18 protein-coding genes are annotated in these 21,076 nt (G+C 34.7%); 8 read left to right on the forward strand and 10 right to left on the reverse strand.

Going from position 1 to position 21,076, the window contains the following annotated elements; genetic code table 11:
* Both rsmH and mraZ read right to left on the reverse strand, forming a co-directional pair.
* Complete coding sequence (gene rsmH / locus HNQ00_RS05800) at positions 1–909, reverse strand: 16S rRNA (cytosine(1402)-N(4))-methyltransferase RsmH (RefSeq protein WP_173837372.1); 909 nt, start codon at positions 907–909, stop codon at positions 1–3.
* On the reverse strand, positions 884–1,357 hold the full coding sequence (gene mraZ, locus HNQ00_RS05805) for a division/cell wall cluster transcriptional repressor MraZ (protein ID WP_173837411.1): 474 nt from the start codon (positions 1,355–1,357) through the stop codon (positions 884–886). The genes rsmH and mraZ overlap by 26 nt, the downstream gene beginning before the upstream one ends.
* A gap of 385 nt (positions 1,358–1,742) precedes the next feature.
* Here mraZ and HNQ00_RS05810 point away from each other — a divergent pair, with 385 nt between their 5' ends.
* From HNQ00_RS05810 to HNQ00_RS05820, 3 genes are read left to right on the forward strand one after another with little or no spacing between them, the layout of a single operon-like run.
* Entirely contained in the window at positions 1,743–2,507 is a 765-nt protein-coding gene (locus HNQ00_RS05810; protein ID WP_173837373.1) for an alpha/beta fold hydrolase, read from the forward strand.
* Positions 2,508–2,546: 39 nt separating this feature from the next.
* Entirely contained in the window at positions 2,547–3,167 is a 621-nt protein-coding gene (yihA, locus tag HNQ00_RS05815; protein WP_173837374.1) for a ribosome biogenesis GTP-binding protein YihA/YsxC, read from the forward strand.
* A 16-nt stretch (positions 3,168–3,183) separates the two neighbouring features.
* Entirely contained in the window at positions 3,184–3,825 is a 642-nt protein-coding gene (locus HNQ00_RS05820; RefSeq protein ID WP_173837375.1) for a hypothetical protein, read from the forward strand.
* A 37-nt stretch (positions 3,826–3,862) separates the two neighbouring features.
* Here HNQ00_RS05820 and gldC read toward each other — a convergent pair whose 3' ends face one another.
* Together gldC and gldB are read right to left on the reverse strand one after the other, a co-directional pair.
* Complete coding sequence (gene gldC, locus HNQ00_RS05825; protein ID WP_173837376.1) at positions 3,863–4,201, reverse strand: gliding motility protein GldC; 339 nt, start codon at positions 4,199–4,201, stop codon at positions 3,863–3,865.
* Positions 4,201–5,157, reverse strand: a complete 957-nt coding sequence (gldB, locus tag HNQ00_RS05830) for a gliding motility lipoprotein GldB (RefSeq protein WP_173837377.1) — start codon at positions 5,155–5,157, stop codon at positions 4,201–4,203. Before gldB ends, gldC begins: the two co-directional genes overlap by 1 nt.
* Positions 5,158–5,257: 100 nt before the next feature.
* Here gldB and nadE point away from each other — a divergent pair, with 100 nt between their 5' ends.
* Both nadE and HNQ00_RS05840 read left to right on the forward strand, forming a co-directional pair.
* Positions 5,258–6,061, forward strand: coding sequence for an NAD(+) synthase (nadE, locus tag HNQ00_RS05835; protein ID WP_173837378.1), 804 nt, complete (start codon positions 5,258–5,260; stop codon positions 6,059–6,061).
* Positions 6,062–6,149: 88 nt separating this feature from the next.
* Positions 6,150–6,779 carry a response regulator transcription factor gene (locus tag HNQ00_RS05840; protein ID WP_173837379.1) on the forward strand — a complete coding sequence of 210 codons (630 nt, stop codon included), beginning with the start codon at positions 6,150–6,152 and terminating at the stop codon, positions 6,777–6,779.
* On the opposite strand, the gene dnaG is transcribed toward HNQ00_RS05840, so the two are convergent.
* From dnaG to HNQ00_RS05865, 5 genes are all read right to left on the reverse strand, one after another.
* The gene (gene dnaG / locus HNQ00_RS05845) at positions 6,780–8,753 is read right to left on the reverse strand and encodes a DNA primase (RefSeq protein WP_173837380.1); all 1,974 of its coding nucleotides are present in this window, start codon (positions 8,751–8,753) and stop codon (positions 6,780–6,782) included.
* A gap of 111 nt (positions 8,754–8,864) precedes the next feature.
* The gene (locus tag HNQ00_RS05850; RefSeq protein ID WP_173837381.1) at positions 8,865–10,481 is read right to left on the reverse strand and encodes a hypothetical protein; all 1,617 of its coding nucleotides are present in this window, start codon (positions 10,479–10,481) and stop codon (positions 8,865–8,867) included.
* A 52-nt stretch (positions 10,482–10,533) separates the two neighbouring features.
* The gene (locus tag HNQ00_RS05855) at positions 10,534–11,283 is read right to left on the reverse strand and encodes a hypothetical protein (protein ID WP_173837382.1); all 750 of its coding nucleotides are present in this window, start codon (positions 11,281–11,283) and stop codon (positions 10,534–10,536) included.
* Positions 11,249–11,809, reverse strand: a complete 561-nt coding sequence (locus HNQ00_RS05860; RefSeq protein ID WP_173837383.1) for an RNA polymerase sigma factor — start codon at positions 11,807–11,809, stop codon at positions 11,249–11,251. The genes HNQ00_RS05855 and HNQ00_RS05860 overlap by 35 nt, the downstream gene beginning before the upstream one ends.
* A gap of 127 nt (positions 11,810–11,936) precedes the next feature.
* Entirely contained in the window at positions 11,937–12,914 is a 978-nt protein-coding gene (locus tag HNQ00_RS05865) for a polyprenyl synthetase family protein (RefSeq protein ID WP_173837384.1), read from the reverse strand.
* Positions 12,915–13,107: 193 nt separating this feature from the next.
* Between HNQ00_RS05865 and HNQ00_RS05870 the strand changes: the two genes are divergently transcribed.
* From HNQ00_RS05870 to HNQ00_RS05880, 3 genes are read left to right on the forward strand one after another with little or no spacing between them, the layout of a single operon-like run.
* Positions 13,108–16,197: a SusC/RagA family TonB-linked outer membrane protein gene (locus HNQ00_RS05870; protein WP_173837385.1), complete on the forward strand. Its 3,090-nt coding sequence runs from the start codon at positions 13,108–13,110 to the stop codon at positions 16,195–16,197.
* 10 nt (positions 16,198–16,207) lie between these two features.
* The gene (locus HNQ00_RS05875; RefSeq protein ID WP_173837386.1) at positions 16,208–17,617 is read left to right on the forward strand and encodes a SusD/RagB family nutrient-binding outer membrane lipoprotein; all 1,410 of its coding nucleotides are present in this window, start codon (positions 16,208–16,210) and stop codon (positions 17,615–17,617) included.
* Positions 17,618–17,630: 13 nt separating this feature from the next.
* Positions 17,631–18,713 carry an alkaline phosphatase family protein gene (locus HNQ00_RS05880; RefSeq protein ID WP_173837387.1) on the forward strand — a complete coding sequence of 361 codons (1,083 nt, stop codon included), beginning with the start codon at positions 17,631–17,633 and terminating at the stop codon, positions 18,711–18,713.
* Positions 18,714–18,806: 93 nt separating this feature from the next.
* Here the strand turns inward: HNQ00_RS05880 and HNQ00_RS05885 are convergent, their stop codons facing one another.
* Positions 18,807–21,071 carry a glycoside hydrolase family 3 N-terminal domain-containing protein gene (locus HNQ00_RS05885; RefSeq protein WP_173837388.1) on the reverse strand — a complete coding sequence of 755 codons (2,265 nt, stop codon included), beginning with the start codon at positions 21,069–21,071 and terminating at the stop codon, positions 18,807–18,809.
* Positions 21,072–21,076 lie beyond the last annotated feature (5 nt).

Below are 21,076 nucleotides of genomic sequence, written 5' to 3' on the forward strand. Positions count from 1 at the left end.
TTATATTTTTTGAGCAATTCTTAATTTTGCACTACGCGCTCTATTATTCTCTTTAATTTCAACCGCGTTAGGAATCACTAATTTTCCAACAGTTTTAAAGGGAACTGAAAAATTCCCAAAGAAATCTCTCTCAGGCTCACCCTCAAACATTCCGTTTTTCATAAACCTTTTAACTAATCTATCTTCTAAGGAATGATATGATATCACACTTAATCTACCCTCTGGTTTTAAAACTTCTAAGGATTGCTCTAAAAATTCCTTTAAAACATCCATCTCGTGATTCACCTCAATTCTTATCGCTTGGTAAATTTGTGCTAAGATTTTATTTCGAACCTTCTCAGGTAAAAATTTTGCCAATATATCTTTTAATTCATCTGTAGTTTTCACAGGATGAACCTCTCTAGCTTCAACAATTGTTCTTGCTAATGCAGGAGCACTTTTTAATTCTCCGTAATCTAAAAACACTCTTTTTAAATTAGCTTCATCATACTCATTAACAACCTTATAAGCATTTAAGTCATTTTTTTGACTCATTCTCATATCTAGATCAGCGTCAAAGCGAGTAGAAAATCCTCTTTCAGGAACGTCAAATTGATGCGATGAAACCCCTAGATCTCCTAGAATACCATCTACACTTTTTACGCCATTAAATCTAAGGAAGCGCTTTAAGTGTCTAAAATTCTCATTAATCAAAACAAAACGATCGTCTTGCAAAGCATTTGCTAGCGCATCTTCATCTTGATCAAATGCAAACAACCTACCTTCTGGCCCGAGCCTACTTAAAATCTCTCTCGAATGACCACCGCCACCAAAAGTTACATCTACATATATACCGTCAGGTTTAATCGCTAAACCGTCAACTGATTCTTTTAATAATACTGGATTATGATATTCCATTGTCATCGTCATTTAAATTTCCCATTACATCTTCTGCTAAGTCAGCAAAATCTACATCATCACCACTTATCGATTTTTCATACAAATCTTTATCCCAAATCTCCACGATATTTACCGCAGAAGAGAAAACAACATCTTTAGCAATTGTTGCAAAAGAGACTAAATCCTTAGGAATCAATAATCGCCCTAATGAATCAATCTCAACCATTTTAACCCCTGCAGTAAAGCGACGGATGAAATCATTGTTCTTTTTTACAAAGCGATTTAGTTTATTGATTTTTTGCATCATCACATTCCATTCTTCCATTGGGTACAACTCTAAACAAGGTTGAAATACAGAGCGCTTCAAGACAAAACCGTCTTGAAGAGAAGTCGCCAACTGCTTTTTAAGAGGTGCAGGCATTAATACCCTCCCCTTAGCATCGACTTTACACTCGTATGTACCTACAATTGAATTCAAATGAAATTGATAAAATGATTTAAGCAAAAATATAAAATATTTACCACTATTTACCACTATATCCCACTTTGTTGATAAGTTTACCCACTTCCCACTGTAACCCCCTAATTTTTAGTAAATCAAGCTGTTAACATCTTAAAAAGTTAGCTGTAAGAATATTCATTACGACTCATTTCTTACTGAATTATCGCCATACTTTTAACGAAATAGAGGGAGGATTTGCGAAATTTAAAGCTATCGAAAAGTAGAATTAGCGGCTTTTACAGCGCTATCAAATAAAATTCTAACAACAGCTAAAATATTCTCTTCAAAAAGGGTTAACAAAAATTCATATTAATGTATTAAATCCTATATTTGTCAAAATTGAAAATTCGCATTTTAACACATGGATAAAAACTATAAAAAAGAAGGTAAATACAGCTATTATGAAGCTGGAGAAGGAACGCCTATTGTAATTTTGCATGGTCTAATGGGAGGGCTAAGTAATTTTGACGCTGTTGCTAGTTACTTTTCTGAAAAAGGATATAAAATAGTTATTCCAGATTTACCAATTTACACTCAGAATATCTTAAAAACCAACGTGAAGAGCTTTGCAAAATATGTGAAAGACTTTATCACTTTTAAAGGGTTTAATCGTGTTATCCTTTTAGGGAATTCTCTTGGTGGACATATCGCCTTATATCATACAAAAATGTATCCTGAAAAAGTTGCAGGCTTAGTAATCACTGGAAGTTCTGGTCTTTATGAAAGCGCAATGGGAGACAGCTATCCTAAAAGAGGAGATTATGAATACATTAAAAAGAAAGCCGAAGATGTATTTTACGACCCTAAAATAGCCACGCCAGAATTAATTGATGAAGTATACGCCACAGTAAATGATCGTATAAAACTAATCAAGACACTTACAATAGCTAAAAGTGCTATTCGTCATAATATGGCAAAGGACCTTCCTAATATGAATGCAGAAACTTGCATTATCTGGGGAAAGAACGATAAAGTAACACCACCTGATGTAGCCGAAGAGTTTAATAAATTGTTACCAAATTCCACTTTATACTGGATTGATAAATGTGGCCATGCTGCAATGATGGAACAACCTGAGGAATTTAATCGTGCTCTTGAAGAATGGTTAATCAAATCAAAGCTATAAGCACTTTCGAAAAAAAGAAAGGCCTTAAAAAATAAAATTATGAAAATTAATACTGCCGAATTTATAATAAGCAATTCTGATGTATCTAAATGTCCTAAAGACTTTTTGCCAGAGTATGCATTTATAGGTAGGTCAAATGTTGGTAAGTCATCATTAATTAATATGATTACGAACCAAAAAAAATTAGCAAAAACGTCTGGTCGTCCTGGGAAAACCCAGCTAATAAACCACTTTTTAATCAACAATAATTGGTTCTTAGTAGATTTACCTGGCTATGGTTATGCTAAAGTTTCGAAAAAAACAAAATCGGTTTTTCAACAATTCATTACTGATTACTTCGAGACAAGACAACAACTAGTATGTGCCTTTGTATTAATAGACATACGTCATGAAGCCCAAGCTATTGACGTAGAATTCATGTCGTACATGGGGGAAAGCGAAATTCCGTTTTGTATTATTTTCACAAAAGCAGATAAAATCAGTAAAGTAAAAATTGATTCGCATATCGCTGCTTACAAGAAAAACATGTTTGCAAACAACTGGGCCGAGATGCCACAATACTTTGTAACATCAGCAACAGAATCTATTGGAAAGGAAGAATTACTAGGCTATATAGACGAAGTAAATCAGGAGGTTTTCAAGAACAATAATCAGTTCTAGTATAAAATCAACATTTATGAAAAAAACTATTATTACTCTTATTAAACTATTAGTAATAATAGTTTTTTTTGTTTCATGCAAAAGCAGCAGTTATTTGCTCACCAATAATGACTATTCAACAGGAGTAGATTTCACCACTGGAAAATGGCTTTTAAACAACCTTGACTTTCCTGCAAACAATAATGAAAAACTTACTAATACGACCACTTCATATTTTATCGAACAATTAAACGACCGTTACCATTATAGAGAGAATACTACTGGATTATTAATTCCTCATCAAATAGCTTTTAATCCTAACAAACAAAAATTAAAAGAATTAAAGATAGGTACAGGATTCGATTACTTTATCAATATCACCAGTAAAAAAATTAAAGATGACATAGGTAGTATTGGTCTATACGAGGATGATTATTCCGAAGGAAAAAATCAAAGTGAAGTATCAATAGAGATATACGATTTAAACTTGTTAGAAATCATCTACAAGCAAAGAGTAATAAGTACTGTACATGCCAACCAACAAAAATCAGTATGGGACGATCAAAAGTCAGATAAATTAATTGACAACATCACATTTCATAAAAGCGCTGATAAATTACTGCTTGGCTCATTAAAAAAAGTTCTTAAAGATTTAAAAAACAAATCTATCAAAAACTAAAAAAGACTGCCTTTTCAGACAGTCTCTTAACTCTTTCTTACTTCTTTGTAAGCTCTAATTTTTCAGCAAAATAATCACAAAAATCTTTCATGGTGTCTGCCATTTTCTCATCACCTGTAGCTCTATGAAAAGTATCTGCCATAGCCACTAATGTTTGATGAAAGAAAATCTTCATTTCGTCTACAGGCATTTCTTTTGTCCATAAATCAATGCGCATACTCTCTTTAGCCTTACTATCCCAAACTGAAAGCATGATTGCTTTTGCTTCTTCTAATTCTACCCCACCGTCTTTTGCTGACCACAACAACTTTTCTGGTACACGATTATCATCTAGTTCTACTAGAAACTTAATTTCTGATCTATTTTTATCTGACATTACTTCTTAGGTTTATATTTTGATTTTTCGAATAATTCTTTAGCATCCATATCTAATAATTGTTGTAACGGACTTTCGTTACTATTCATGTATGAACGTACGATTTGCCACCCTATCCACGCCCCTACTCGTCCCGGAGATTCATTATCTATTTCGAGATAGAATTTTGAAAATGGAGCAGGCTCTATAAATCGCGAACTTAATTTTGCATCGTCACTGTACAACAATTCTCTTTCGATAAAATAACGCCACATATAACTCTCATTTTCTTGGCACCATTTTAATTGCTCTGCTGTATATCCCATTTTATCTTCATCACTATACGACGGCAATAAAACGTCTTTTAAGTACAACTTCTTTCCTTCTTGAACTATCTTAGTGATGAAATTTTTACTCTTTTGGGGCTTTATTTTACCATTTGCAAAACTATTTACAACATCAGGCATTATTTGTTTTGGTTCAAAATTAGCTTTTATATAATTTGGAAATTGATAAAAGCGATGCTCTTTTCCCAAATAAAGTTCGAGTGAAACAATCACCAAACTATCGGCATAAATACTTTTATTAGTATAATCCATTTCTGAGATCACTGTGACTAACTTTGGCGTTTTTGTTTCAGGAAAATAATACTTCATTCGCTTCACTAAATCCGTCAAATCAGTGGTAACAGGGCTTAAGTCGTTAAATTTCTTTTCTACCTCACCATATAATTCTCTCCATTGTGGATTTGTCATTTTATCAATCCAGACTTGATCATCATTTCCTACAGGAAAAAAATAAGGAAATTGCTTTTTAACTTCAGATAAGTTTTCGGGAGCTGTTTCAAAGAAAATTTTATCAAATCGCTCTACCTTTATTGTTACAGAAGTCTCATTTATCTCTCTTTCAATCTTATCTTTCTTTCCACAAGACACAAAAAAGACGCATAGAACCAAACTATAAATATATATTTTCATTTTTTTTAATTAAATTTGCATCAGAAATACCACTCAAAAACAAAATCCTAATATTTGATCTTGCAAATATACATTGCTCGTAGTTAAAAGTTAAACTATTATGACTAAAAAAAGTACTATTCAAGTTGAAGAAGTAAATGATCATATTGTAAGCTGGCTAAAAGATTATGCCAAAAACGCAAACGTAAACGGGTTTGTCGTAGGCATATCAGGGGGAATTGATTCCGCAGTTACCTCCACTCTTTGTGCCCAAACGGGACTAAAAGTTTTATGCATTGAAATGCCCATACATCAACATGCTAGCCATGTGAGTAGAGGCAAAGAACACATTAAGCAGTTGCAAGACAAATTTACTAATGTTTCAAGCGTAGAAGCAGACTTAACTGCTAGTTTTGAAACGTTTAAAAAAGCATTACCCACAGAACAAGTTGACGAGACCAAGCTAAATCTTACTCTAGCTAATACTAGAGCTAGACTACGCATGACCACTCTTTACTATTTTGCTGGAATACACGGCTTACTAGTTGCTGGCACAGGAAACAAAGTCGAAGATTTCGGCGTTGGTTTCTATACTAAGTACGGTGATGGCGGCGTAGATTTAAGTCCGATAGCAGATTTAATGAAATCAGAAGTTTTTGCTTTAGGCGCTTATTTAAAAGTACCACAATCTATTTTAATTGCACAGCCATCTGATGGTTTGTTTGGAGACGACAAGTCAGACGAAGATCAGTTAGGCGCGAGCTATGATGAATTAGAATGGGCTATGATAAGCGACGAAAAGGGAGTTAGTTTAGATGGTTTTACTGAGAGAGAAAAAGTTGTGTTTTCGATCTACAAAAAATTAAATAGGATAAATCAACATAAGATGAACCCTATTCCGGTATGTTTAATAAATAGAAAGTAAGATAATTACTTATTAAATTTGGAATTCTCCAATATTTTAACTATTTTTAATAAAACATTCCACTAACAACTCTTAAAAAAATAAAATTATGATAAAAGTTTGTTTAGCTGATAACTATCCCGTGGTACACTTTGGGGTGAAATCTTACTTTAAAGACCATTCAGACATTTCAATTACTGCCAATGTAGGTAGTTTTTTAATGATTCGTGACATTCTTCTAACAAAGGAGATAGACGTATTGTTACTAGACCTAGAACTAGAAGGACTTGCAAGTATTTTTGAAGTAAAAGCAATGTTAAAAAATTTCCCCAATACTAGAATTATCATTTATAGTGGTCTTTCTGAACAAATTTATGCCCCTAATGCGATTAAAGCAGGAGCTTCTGGATATGTTCACAAGAAGGAAAAATTAGAAACATTAGGTCAATCGATTGTAAAGGTTTACCAAGGAAAAATAATCATGAATGAAACCGTTAAGAAAAACTTGGCTCTTATTGCTAAGCAAAGTAAAAGCGAACGTTTATACCGTAAATTATCTAACCGTGAAGTTGAAGTATTACGTTACTTAAGCGGTGGTAAAAAGAACCATGAAATTGCTGAAATTTTAGGACTTAATGAAAAAACAATTAGTACTTATAAATTGCGTCTTTTGACAAAGTTAAACGTAACCAACCTTGTTGATTTAGTAAACAAAGCTAAAACGTTAGAAATTGTCTAATTAAAATCGCGACATTACCCTCCCCAACTTTTTAGAAAATGCTAGCGTTAGTCCGTTATAATCTTGAATCATAGTCATCGACTCAATATTATCTGCGCCTGGAGCAATAGTAGCTTTCAATTCTTCTATAATTCTACCTACGAGGTACCATCGCATAGTCAATATTGTTTCTGCAACATTCTGTGCTATGGTATCGTTTTTAGATTTCGGAAAAATATTTTGACCTTCCCAATTATGCATAATTAGTCGCTCGTCTTCCATTAGGATATCTGTGACTTCTTGTGCAAATTCTGGTTGTAGATGCATCAAATATTGTTCTAGACTAAAAGCTTCATTTTGTAGATAATAATTTATTAAGTCATTAAATATATCTTTGAATAAAGGATTAGCAAGTTCGACCTCATCCTCTTGCAGACTAAGATAAATTCTTTGAAAAACTTTATATTCCTTCTTCTCAGTTACCATTACAATCTCACCATCTTCATTGGTACGCATAAAGGTATCTTCAAACTCTTCAGTTTTATTACCATACAACAATAAAATCTCGATGATCTTTCGCTCCAAGCGATATAAAATATCTACTTTTTCAACTTCACCTTGCTCCTCATTTCTAACAACTTCAAAAGCTTGTTTCCCTTGTTCTTGTTTTTGTTTCTTACTAATCTCGGCACTATCTTTTTGAGACAGCTGCGCTAATGTACTTACTAAAACCTGTTCTGAAATATCCATGATACGCGAACACTCTTGTATGTAAACTTCGCGTTGAATACGATCTGGAATTTTAGAAATACTCGTGACCATATCTCTAATCAGGTCGGCTTTTTTAATAGGATCGTTCTTTGCCTCATCCATTAAGGTCGATGCTTTGAACTGTATAAAATCTTTAGCGTTTTCATCTAAGTACGCAACCAATTCGTCATGAGAGGTTTTCTTGGCAAAGCTATCAGGGTCTTCTCCATCAGGAAAAGTACACACTTTTACATTCATACCTTCTTCAAGAATCAAATCAATTCCACGAATTGCGGCACGTAAACCTGCAGCATCACCGTCAAATAGCACCGTAATATTCTTAGTCAATCTATTAACCAAACGAATTTGATCCGGAGTTAAAGCAGTTCCTGAAGACGAAACGACATTCTCTATACCCGCCTGATTAAACTGAATCACATCAGTATATCCTTCAACTAAATAACAATTATTCAATTTTGCAATGGATTGTTTCGCTTGAAAAATACCGTATAGTACTTTACTTTTATGGTAAATATCACTTTCGGGTGAATTGAGGTATTTTGCGGCTTTCTTATCATTAGTTAAAATTCGACCACCAAAACCCAATATACGGCCAGACATACTTTGAATAGGAAACATTACACGCCCTTTAAAACGGTCAAAAGGTCGGTCTTCACGAGCAATAGTTAAACCTGTACTTTCTAGAAATTCTAATTTATATCCTTTTCCAAGGGCTTCTTTAGTAAAAGCATCCCATGATTCTGGTGAATATCCTAAGCTAAATTTTTCGATTGTTTCAGCCTTAAAACCCCTTTCTTTAAAATAAGAAAGTCCAATTGCTTTACCTTCTTCTGACTTTAAAAGTGTTTTATGAAAATATTCTTTTGCAAACTCTGATACAAGATACATACTTTCACGAACATCAGTAATAGCTTTTTCGGCATCTGTTTGCTCAGTTTCTTCGATTTCGATATTGTACTTGTTAGCCAAATATCGAATAGCTTCTGGATAGGTAAAATGAGAATGCTCCATTAAAAACGCAACAGAATTTCCTCCTTTTCCAGAACTAAAATCTTTCCAAATTCCCTTTGCAGGCGAAACCATAAAGGATGGTGAACGCTCATCAGAAAACGGACTCAAGCCTTTGAAATTACTACCGGCACGTTTTAAATTAACAAAATCACCAATAACTTCCTCTACTCGAGCAGTTTCGAAAACAGTATCTATAGTCGCTTTTGAAATCAATTTATTTTGGGGTAAAAGTTATAAAAAGTCAAAGTTACAAAGTTTTTAAATAGCAAAACCCTTTCGAGATTTATTATCTGAAAGGGGTTTGCCAACTAACTCAAAAACGTTCTAATTAAAATCAAAACGAACACCAAGTGACACGTTATTTTGTTTTACTACATTGTCTTTAAACAAAGGATTTAGATCATATTTTAAGTATAAACTTGTCGCTCCATAACCTACGTAAGTACTTAACCCATATATAAAATTACTGGTATTAAAACCTCCTTTGTACTTATCCGTAACATCATGATTATCTACCTGATATTCTAGTATTTGTTTCGTTTTTAACCTTGCTCCAGCGTAACCTCCAAAACCTATTCTCCAGGATTGATGCGATTTATAATAGATACGATCTTCTTTTACCGTTTTCCCTGAAAAATCAAGTTCTAAATGCAGTGGCACTACTAAATAGACATTTCTCAATCGCGCATCATCAATTCGAATACTATTAAACGCTGGGTTAGAGCTATTCGTTTGAAGAATAGTTTGCTTGCCGCTCGTTTCAAAAAATCGATTATCAGTAGGTTTCAAATTATTATACATTAAAGACAAACCATATTTTGCATGCAATAAATTATTATTTTCAACAAGTCGAGTATTGTACGTAACTCCCCATTCGTAAAAATGAGAAGCGGCATATCTAAAATCAGATTTGTTTACTGAGCCATTAGTTACAAGATTATTTAATCCCGCTGCTACAACAAGCTGACTTGTGGTACGTTTAGATTGACGTTCCTCTTTGTCCTCTTGTCCATTGTACACTTTTAAAGAAGTGATATTGATCTCGGTTTGTCTCTCCCCTATTTCACCAGTATTATTCCCCATAATGATTGTCCTGCCCCCACTACGGGTATCTTTTTCCTCGGTTATTTTTCCATTTACTTTATCTTGAACTAATTGATTCAGTTTTCCTTGTTCTAAAGTTACTCGTGTTTCGATTACGGCGGCATGAACTTTTGCTCTTTCCAGTTTCAGTTCGTCTGCGTTTGCTTTAGTAATTACACCATCAGCAAGATCTTTATCGATTTTTTCAATTTCAGTTTTTAAGGCTTCTTTCTCACCTTCAGTTATTTTCTTGATTTCATTAGCGATTGCCTTTGCTCTTTTCTCGAATGAAATGACTTTATGATCTCTACCTTTGTTGTAACCAGTCTCAGGAATGCTATCGTCAACAATCTCTAATTTTACATCTTTAAACCAAATTTGTCCTGTGCCATCTAACAATACACCGTATGAAATAGAAGTTGCTTCTTGAGGAACAAATAAAACCACTTCGTATTTTTCCCAATCGTTAGTTCTTTTAATTCCTCTATTTTGCATGTTATCGAAAGCTAGAACATCGGTACTGTAATAATCAACACGCATCCATAAACCAGCCCAGCTTCTTACATTTTCGCTTTTTACATAGCCCGTCATTTTAACTGTTTTACCTAAATACCCCTCTGATTTTATCGTTTTCATAAGTGTGCCAAACCCATAAACCTTATTTTTGATTGATTTAATTTTAAATGTATTTTGATTATCAGACGCTGCATTTTTTTCAAGGCTCATTTCATAATTTGGTGATTCTGCTTGCCAATAGCTCCAGTCTTGAATATATTTATAACTGCCTTTATCCTGGGCATGTATTTTTACAGCAAAAGCCGACAAAAATAGGATGCTAAATAAAATAATTTTTTTCATGATTTTCGTTTTTTGATTATTGTTCGTTTTTTGATTGATGATTGATTTATGCTTATTCTTCGTAATTTCTATTCACTAAAACTGTTTTAATACTATTGAAATTTTTACTCAACTTTATCAACGCAGTCTCTCTAAAAGTTTGATTTAATTCGGTTTCTGCACTAGAAAGCAAGCTTTTCGGATTGACGGCATAGCTTTGTTTTGGAAAATTAGTAGTTTTTTCAGTTCCAGATTTATCTAATTTTGTGTTAGTAACTGTTGCTAACAATTCAGTCGCTGAAATGTATTTATTATTACTTGTAGTTGCGATGTCTTTAGTGGCAAGATCCGATGCTAAGTTCTCTTTCTCCTTAACAATAGTAGCAACTGTTGTAACTAAAAGCTGACCTTCTTTACCATTTGTTATTTTTTTAGGTGTCACTTTAGTTACGACAACTTGCATCGGCTTACTGTTTTGAGTTCTCTCTTTTTCAGCAGCTACTCCTTCTTTTTTCACCATTTCCTCTTTTTTAGGAAGCACTATCTTATTTCGATCCACGACTACAGGCGCACTCTTTAGGATCAGCTTGCTATCAAAATTCAAATTAAAGACCGTGGTAAGAAATAAAAAACCAATAAGGCCAGCCGCGATGAATACCCAAGTACGTCTCTTTTTTTTACTTTTAGAAGTTTCTGAATTCGCTAGCATGGATTCCAACTCACCCCAAGCATCAGCCGAAGGCGCAATCGTTCTTGCCTCCATTTTTACTTTGATATTCTTATCGAATTTATTTGGCTCCATAATCATATTTTTTTGTTGCATTAATTTTCTGTTGCAAAATCTTTCTTGCATGTGACAATTGCGATTTTGACGTCCCCTCATTTATCCCCAGCATCACCGCTATTTCTTTATGTTTGAATCCCTCAATCGCATAGAGATTAAAAACCATCTTATACCCTTCAGGTAAATTATCAATCAATAATTGAATGGGGCCCACTTCTAAATCGCACTCATTATCAACTGTGCTTTCTTCTATATAAAAACTATCTTCTATGAAATTTACTTTTTTATGCACACGCAAAAAAGAAATGCATTCGTTTACCATAATTCGCCTAATCCAACCTTCGAAGCTTCCATTGTGTTCAAAATTTTTCAAACTAGTGAAGGCTTTCATAAAAGAAGTAATCATAACATCCTCAGCTTGCTGCACATCTTTTACATACAAACGACAGATGCTTAACATTTTTGGAGAAAACCTAGAATAGATTTGTTGCTGCGCTTGCCGATTGTTATCGACAGCTAGCTGAATCATTTTTCTTTCCTCTTGATGTAAGTTGATTACTTTCAAAGTTGTTGTAAAGGGTTTCTATAACTATAGACGAATGTCGATGCAAAAAGGTTGCATGAAGGTAAAAATAAATATAAAAAATTATCCTTAGTCAGGATTCTTGTTTCGTCAGAAAGATAAAACGAAACTATTTCTTTCTCTCAATAACGTAATTCACCATTAAGATTAAAGCGTCTTTAAAATCAGAAGCAGGATAGTTGTCTAATAGCATTAGTGCTTCTTGCTGAAAGTCAGTCATTTTGTCTTCGGCGTAAGCCAAACCATTGTGATCCTTTACAAAAGCAATTACTTCTTTGACTCTTTTTTTGTCTTTGTTGTGGTTTTTTATTGAGTTGATTAACCACGACTTTTCTTTAGCAGTGCAGGTACTTAAAACATGAATTAAAGGAAGCGTCATTTTTTGTTCCTTGATATCAATTCCGGTTGGTTTCCCAATAGCTTCATCTGTGTAATCAAACAAGTCGTCTTTGATTTGGAAAGCCATCCCGATCAGTTCGCCAAATTTCCGCATATTTTCCACTTGCACGGCATCTTCAATTACAGATTTTGCACCAAGAGCACAGCAAGCCGCAATAAGGGTAGCGGTTTTTTTTCGAATAATTTCGTAATAAATATCTTCTGTAATATCAAGTCGTCGCGCTTTTTCGATTTGGAGTAACTCGCCTTCGCTCATTTCGCGTACAGCGACAGAAATAATTTTTAGTAAATCAAAATCGTCATTATCTATTGACAGCAACAACCCTTTTGACAACAAATAATCTCCAACTAGTACCGCAATTTTATTTTTCCAAAGTGCATTGATCGAGAAAAAACCGCGACGGCGATTACTATCATCTACTACGTCATCATGCACTAAAGTGGCTGTATGAATAAGCTCAATAACACAAGCTCCACGATAAGTTCGTTCATTTATTGTACCACCAGAAACCATCTTAGCAGTAAGAAAAACAAACATAGGACGCATTTGCTTCCCTTTGCGGTTTACAATGTAATAGGTAATTCTATTAAGTAAAGCCACTTGTGAAGTCATCGATTCATAGAACTTTTTTTCAAAAAGTTCCATTTCGTTAAAGATGGGCTGTTTTATTTGTGAGGTAACATTCATTTAGACATCAAAGTTACAGCTTTTAAGAAAAAAGAAAGCCATTTTAGACAAATTTAAACATTGAATTCACGAAAAACATCTAATTAACATTGGTAACCTATTCTTAATTGCAACTATTGTTTTGTTAAAGTTTTCTTAATCACATCCCGTGAGTAGACCGATAGTTTTGCACGACAAACATAACTACTAAAAAATGAAAACTTTAAAACAAAATCTACTCTTATTCTTAATTGTACTTTGTGGGCAATTGCTGCATTCGCAATCTATTATAATTCAAGGAAAAGTAACAGATTCAGCTGGCTTCCCGCTAACAGGCGCAACCATTCTCGTAAAAGGGACTCAAAACAGCACAATCGCTGATGGAAATGGAAGCTACTCCATTGCAACTGAAAAAGGAAAAACCCTAGTTTTTAGCTACATGGGTTTTACAACTAAAGAAGCTATAGCAACCAATCAAGAAAAATTAAATGTTAGTCTTCAAGACGATTCAGTAGTACTAGGTGAAGTAGTCGTTACAGCTTTGGGTATTAAAAGAGACAAACGCGCTCTAGGATATGCATCCCAAGAATTAAAATCAGACGATATCAATAAGGTGAACTCGACCAATTTTGTTTCTAATCTTTCTGGAAAAATATCGGGAGTTCAAATTTCTGGCTCAGGAAACGGAATCACAAGTTCTTCTAGAATTACTATTAGAGGCGACAAGTCATTGAACATTAACAACAACGGGCCATTATTTATTGTTGATGGTATTCCTATTAATAACAATGTATACGGTGTTGGGAGTTCGGCAACAACTCAAACCGATTTGCCTACTGATTATGGTAATGGTGCCGCCGAAATCAATCAAGAAAATATAGAAAGCGTCAATGTATTGAAAGGTGCTGCAGCATCTGCACTTTATGGATCTAGAGCAGCAAATGGTGTGATTGTCATTACCACAAAATCTGGTCGCAAAGGTAAAGGTTTGGGTGTTTCTATCTCTTCTTCTTTTATGACTAGCGAGGCTTTGCGTTTGCCAGAGATTCAGGGTGTTTATGGTGCAGGCTCTAAACAAGTTTATGATCCGGGTGCTGATACCAACTTAGGGCCTCGTTTTGACTCTGGCCTTTCAATTCTTCAAAATGGTAGCCCAGGCTATTCTGTAGGTGAAGGTGAAGTGTTGCCCTTCGAATTTAGATATAACTTAAAAGACTTTTTTAGAAAGGGAAATTCTATTTCGAATACCGTTTCGATTTCTGGATCAGATGAAAAAACAAATTTCAGACTAAGCTACGGCAAAACGACTAGCGAAGATATTGTACCTAATTCTAATTTAAAAAGAGACAATATAAGTCTAAACCTTAATTACAATATCTCAGACAAATGGAAATTTGCCACGGTAGCAACCTATACAAAAAGCGCCAGTGACAATACGCCAGTTTCAGGTTATGGAAGTCAAGGAATCATGTACAATTTATTATGGAACCATACCAACGTTGACCTTGACTGGTTAAAGGATTATTGGATCGTGAAGGATGTTACACAAAACAGCATGTTTGGATGGGGTGATAATCCTTTTAAAATTGCGTACGAAAACATCAATGCCTTCAAGAAAGCAAGAATTTTTGGAAACATGTCTTCGACTTACCAAATTAGCAATGATTTCTCTTTTATGGCTAGAATAGGAATGGATAATTCAAACGATTTTAGATGGTCACGCAGACCTATAGGTTCGTCTCGCTACACTAACGGTATGTACCGCGAGCAAACGATAGGGTTTACAGAGTATAATGCGGATATGTTATTGAGTTACGACCACACTTTTGGTGATTTCTCTATTAAAGTTTCTTACGGAGCGAATAGCATGAATCAATACACGAGTGAAAGTAAGATTGAAGGTCAAGGAATTAGTATTCCCGGAATTTACAATTTACAAAACATCAATGTAATGCCTATTCAATCTAGAAATATTTATAAAAAACGTATTAATAGTATGTATAGTCTAGCTAATATTGGGTACAAAGATTATTTGTATTTAGATGTTACCGCTAGAAACGATTGGTCATCTACCTTACCAGCAAACAACAATTCGTATTTCTATCCTTCGGCTTCTTTGAGTTTCATCCCTACTTCTTTTTTTGAAATGAATAAGAACATTGATTTCTTAAAAGTGAGAGTTAATGCGGCTTCTGTAGGAAATGACACTGATCCTTACCGATTAGTAAAAACCTACGACAATGGTTCATTAGCTGGAACATTGACCAATCCCTCTTCAATTTTAAATAGTAATTTAAAACCTGAAATTGCAACATCATACGAAGCCGGGATCGAAGCGCAGTTTTTCAAGAAGAGAATCACACTAGATGCAAGTTATTATGTAACTAACTCTAAAAACCAAATTGTAGGTCTTGATATTTCGCAAGCAGCCGGATTTAATTCGAATGTAATCAATGCAGGTAAAATTCAAAACAAAGGAATCGAAATAGGATTAGGATTAACCCCAATTCGCACTATTGATTTTGAATGGACGCTTAATACCAATTTTACTCGAAACCGCGGAACTGTAAAAGAATTAACTCCAGGAATTGACAATTACATCATTGCTCAAGGTCCTAACGGGGGAACAATCGAAGCTCGTGTAGGAGAACGAATGGGTGACATGTACGGCCGCGGATACCTAAGAAGTCCAGACAACCAAATCGTTTATGACAATGCTGGTTCGCCAATATTAGATACAAAAATCAAGAAAATAGGAAACTACAATCCAGACTGGATGTTGGGTCTTTCAACAAACATTAGATACAAAAACCTGAGTTTAAATGCGCTTGTTGATGTGCGTCATGGTGGTAAAATTTATTCGATGACCAATGCAATTGGAATGGAAAGCGGTATCCTAGCCGTTTCCTTACCAGGAAGAGAGACAGGGATTGTAGGTCAAGGAGTAGTCCAAAACACCGATGGTTCCTACAGTCCAAACACAACCTCAGTGACTGCAGAAAACTGGTATTATTCAAACGCTTTTAGAAGAGACAATATTGAAGCCAACTCCTTTGATGCTTCTTATGTAAAATTAAGAGAAGTGAGTTTAAATTACAGGTTATCTTCAAAATTCACTAAGGCTGTGCACATGCAAAACTTAAGCATAGGATTAGTAGGGAACAACTTGGCGCTTTGGACGAAAGTTCCAAACATTGATCCCGAAACTCAAGCAATTAGCGGCGGTACTCTTTTACCTGGTTTTGAGGTGTTGCAATTACCCTCTTCAAGAAACTACGGAATAAAATTAAATGCTTCATTCTAAAAAAAACATCATGAAAAAATTCATAACCTTATTATTCTTCTGCGGTCTAGGCATCTCTTGCACCGATGGATTTGAAGAAATCAACACCAATAAAAACCAACCTACGGTTTCGCAACCAAAACAGTTATTACCTAATGTGATTTTTAACCTAGCCAATACCAATGTAAATAATTCATTCAATTTTGGGGATATTGTGGCTCAATACGGTGGCAATTACGAGTACAATGAACTAGATGTTTACAATTGGGGTGCTGATGCTCGTTTTTGGGGCATGTACAAATGGCTCAATGATATTTATGACATTAAAAAACAAGCCTTATTGCTACAAGATAAGAATTACGAAGCTATCAGTTTGATTCTAGAAACGTATACCATGCAAGTAATCACAGATGCTTATGGAGACGCTCCATACTCAGAAGCCTCACAAGGCGAAGAAGGAAATTTGAAACCAAAATACGATACACAAGAAGAAATATACACCCAATTGCTTTTAAATCTTGATAATGCAAATGCGATCATCGATACCAAGCTACAAGTAGAAGGTGATAATTTATTCAACGGTGACATGTTGAAATGGAAAAAATTTGCCAATTCGTTGCACCTAAGGTTATTGATGCGTATTTCGAATAAAATAAATGTGAGTGCCAAATTGAACGAAATTATTTCAAAACCAGACCAATATCCTTTATTTACATCGAATGCTGATAATGCTACTTATTTTTATTCGGGAAGTTTTCCTAATATTTCGCCTATGAGTGATGGAATCAACAGATTATATGGTTATAATATTGTTATCCCCACAACAAATTTGGTAAACACTTTGATCACCAACAATGACCCAAGACTTGCCGAATGGATTGATCCTATCGAAGGATCTACCAACCAATTAGGATTGCAGCCGGGATTGACTTTAGACCAAATTGGAGAGCCATCAAATTATTCAAGAAGAGCGGAAGATTATTTTTATACCAAAACAAAAATCGCAGCACTTTTTATGACTTATAGTGAGCTAAACTTTTTACTAGCCGAAGCAAGTCAGCGCAATTTAATCACAACTGGATCAGCGCAAGCCTATTATAACACAGCCGTTGAAGCATCGTTCGCACAATGGAATGTGGTGATGCCAACTGATTACTTGACGACAACAGCACCATATAGCGCTACGACCGAAGTTTTGTACACTCAAAAATGGTTGGCCTTGTATCATACAGGAACCGAATCATGGTTTGACTGGAAAAGAACAGGGAAACCTAGTTTTATTCAAGCTGGTCCAGGATCAAAAAATGGCAATAAAGTTCCAAGACGTATCATGTACCCTAGTTTAGAGCAATCTGTAAATGCACAAAATAACATTGCTGCTTTGCAAAAATTAGGAGGGACAGATGATATTAATGCTAAAGTATGGTGGGATAAATTTTAAATATAACAAGAAAATGAAAAGAATAATTATAATACTATTACTTGCTTGCGGTACAATAGCTCAAGCTCAAAAAGCCGAAAACATCATTATAATTACCACTGACGGTTTTAGATGGCAAGAAGCTTTTAAAGGGATGGATGAAACGCTCGCCAGAGACAAAAAGTTCAATCAAAACGACAGCAGCTATATTTATAAAAAATATTGGGCCGAAACCCCAAAGGAACGTAGAGAAAAACTAATGCCTTTTATGTGGTCAGTTTTGGCCAAAAAAGGGCAAATTTATGGCAATAGAACAGTAGGTAACAAAGTGAATAATGCCAATCCGTATTGGTTTAGTTATCCTGGTTATAACGAAATCATGACAGGTTATGCAGATACTTTAATCAATTCTAACCATTATCCTGCAAATCCCAATATTACGATTTTAGAATTCTTGAATAAGCAACCAAAGATAAAAGGTAAGGTAGCTGCTTTTGGTGCTTGGGATGCTTTTGACAACATTTTAAATGAAAAAAGAGCTGGTTTCCCTGTGGTATCTGCCTTCGATAACGTGGGAGGTAAAACGCCAAATGAAAAACAGAAACTAATCAATGCCATGCGCACCGATTCTTTTAAACCTTTTCATGAAGAAGAATGTTTGGACGTGTTTACGCATTATGGCGCATTAGAAGAATTGAAAACCAACAAACCTCGCGTACTATATATTTCCTACGGTGAAACAGATGAATGGGCACATTATGGCTTTTACCGTTCGTACTTAGATGCTGCGCATCAAGTAGATGCTTGGATTAAGGAAATTTGGGACTTTGTAGAAAGTGACCCACAATATAAAGGAAAAACGGCATTAGTATTCACCACAGATCACGGACGTGGAGATATCACAAAAGCAGAATGGACAAGTCATGGTCCGCAAATAAAAGATGCTAGCGAAATTTGGTTTGCTACTATGGGACCACAAATTGAACCTAAGGGCGAAATGAAAAACGAAAATCAATTGTACCAAAATCAATTTGCACAAACTATGGCCAAAATAATGGGATACACTTTTGAAGCCAATCATCCTATTGCTAATGAAATACAGGGAGTGATAAAATAAAACCCTAGTTTCCCCAAATCAAAAGGGTTTGACATTATTGTCAAACCCTTTTTTACAAAAAAGCAAAACCATAATTATTCTAAGCTAAACCCCTTACTGTAATAAGAAGTCCGCTTTTTGATCTCCTATTTGGATCGTAAACGTTCCTTTTTCTGAAATCCATTTTAAGTCGTTGTTTACAAATTTTAAATCTTGTGGATTTAAAGTAAATGAAACTTTTTTAGTTTCTCCTGGCGCCAATTCAATTTTTTCAAAACGTTTTAGCGATTTAAATTCAGGCGTAATTGACGCTACATTATCTGATAAATACAACAAAACTGCTTCTTTACCCTGTGAAGACCCTGAATTAGTCACCTCAACAGAAACTGTAATATCATCTGAACTGCTTATCTCTTTTTTATCAATTTTTATATTGCTGTATTTAAAAGTCGTGTAGGATAAACCGGTACCAAATTCATATTGTGGCAAGTAACTTTTTTCATATTTAGCATCGTCATTTTGCTCCCCTTCTGAAATACTTTCGGTATATTTTCTATTGTATTTTTCTAATGAATTTGGATATCTTGGGTAATTATAAGGCAATCTTCCGCTTGGATTCACCTCTCCATACACTATATCTACTAAAGCTCTTGCTCCTTCGTTTCCGGGAAGGTAACATTGAATGACCGCATTCATTTTTGATTCAAAATCACTAATCAACCTTGGACGGCCTTCATTCAAAATTAAGATAATTGGCTTGTCTAATTTGGCTAAAGCCAAAGCTAATTTTATTTGTGAATCACTCATGTATATATTACTAATATCCCCCGGTGTTTCGGTATAATTTTTTTCCCCTAAACACAAAACAATTTTAGAGGCTTGTTTTGCAAGAGCAACTGCTTTTTCTATTTCAGCATCATTTTCAATTTCTAAATCTGCGCCTGGTGTATACAATACATTTTCTTTCCCAATTTTGTTTTGAAAAGCCTCCAGAATTGTGAATTTATCCGCAGCATAAGTATCTGAATTTTCTCCTTGCCAAGTATAAGACCAACCTCCGTTAAGGTACTTCATACTGTTTGCCGTAGCACCTGTAACTAATATTTTTTCGTTTTTATCTAAAGGTAAAATAGCTTCTTTATTTTTTAATAAAGTAATTGATTCCGCTGCCGTTTGATACGCTTTTTCAATGTGTTCCTCACTACCAAAAGCAGGGTAATCTTTGGGATCAGCTACTGTATTCTCAAATAAATTCAGTTCAAATTTCATTTTTAAAATTCGAGAAACAGCATCATCAATACGAGAAATAGGTACTTCACCTTTATTAACAAGGTCTACTAAATCAGTATAGAAAGTAAAGTCTTCAGGAACCATACTCATATCAATACCTGCCATAACAGCAATTTTAACGGCATCTCTATTTGATTCAGCCACTTTATGACGGGTATATAAATAAATAATATCCTTCCAGTCCGTTACCACAACGCCTGAAAAACCCAACTCGTTTTTTAAAATATCGGTAATTAAATGTTTGCTTGCATGCACTGGAGTTCCGTTGATCTCCCCTGAACTTACCATCACACTTTTGGCACCCACTTTAATAGCAGCTTGGTAAATTGTCAAGTCATACTGACGTAAAATACGTTCAGGAATAATACTTGGCGTACGGTCTTTTCCACTAGTGGTGCTTCCGTAACCTATGTAATGTTTCATACACGATGCTACTTGATATTTAGATCCCACTCCGTCTCCTTCATAACCTTCAACTAAAGCCACAGCCATTTTTGATGATAGATAAGCATCTTCACCAAAAGTTTCCCACATTCTTGACCAAGCTGGATTTCTAGGGAAATCTAAATCAGGTGAAAAAACCCAAGGTATAGAAGAAGCACGTGTTTCATAAGCTGAAATTTGCGCTCCTTTTTTAACCAATTCGGTATTAAAGGTTGCTGCCAAACCTATTTGCTGCGGGAATAAAGTCGCTCCTTGTGTATAACTTGCACCGTGAATGGCGTCAATACCATATAAAACAGGGATTTTCAATCTCGTCTTATTAGCTTCAGTGCTAATGGTTGAGATCACTCCTTTCCATTGTTCAATAGTTTGAGCTCCTGGATTAGGAACGTTTAAAATGGATCCTATATGGTATTTTTGAATTCCTTCTTTTAGTTTTGCAGCATCAAGAATTCCTTTTTTTCCAGTTACTTCAAAATTAGTAACGGTTATTTGAGTCATTTGACCTACTTTTTCTTCTATACTCATTTTAGACAATAAAGCAGCTACTTTATTATCTATTGCTGATTTATTGTTTTTTACTTCTTGGCTCCAAACGGTTCCTGCAAACAAAAAGACAACTAATAACACTACTGTATTTTTCATATTTA

It is taken from the genome of Flavobacterium aeripolare (assembly GCF_013294025.1).
In the GTDB taxonomy this organism is placed as follows: domain Bacteria; phylum Bacteroidota; class Bacteroidia; order Flavobacteriales; family Flavobacteriaceae; genus Flavobacterium.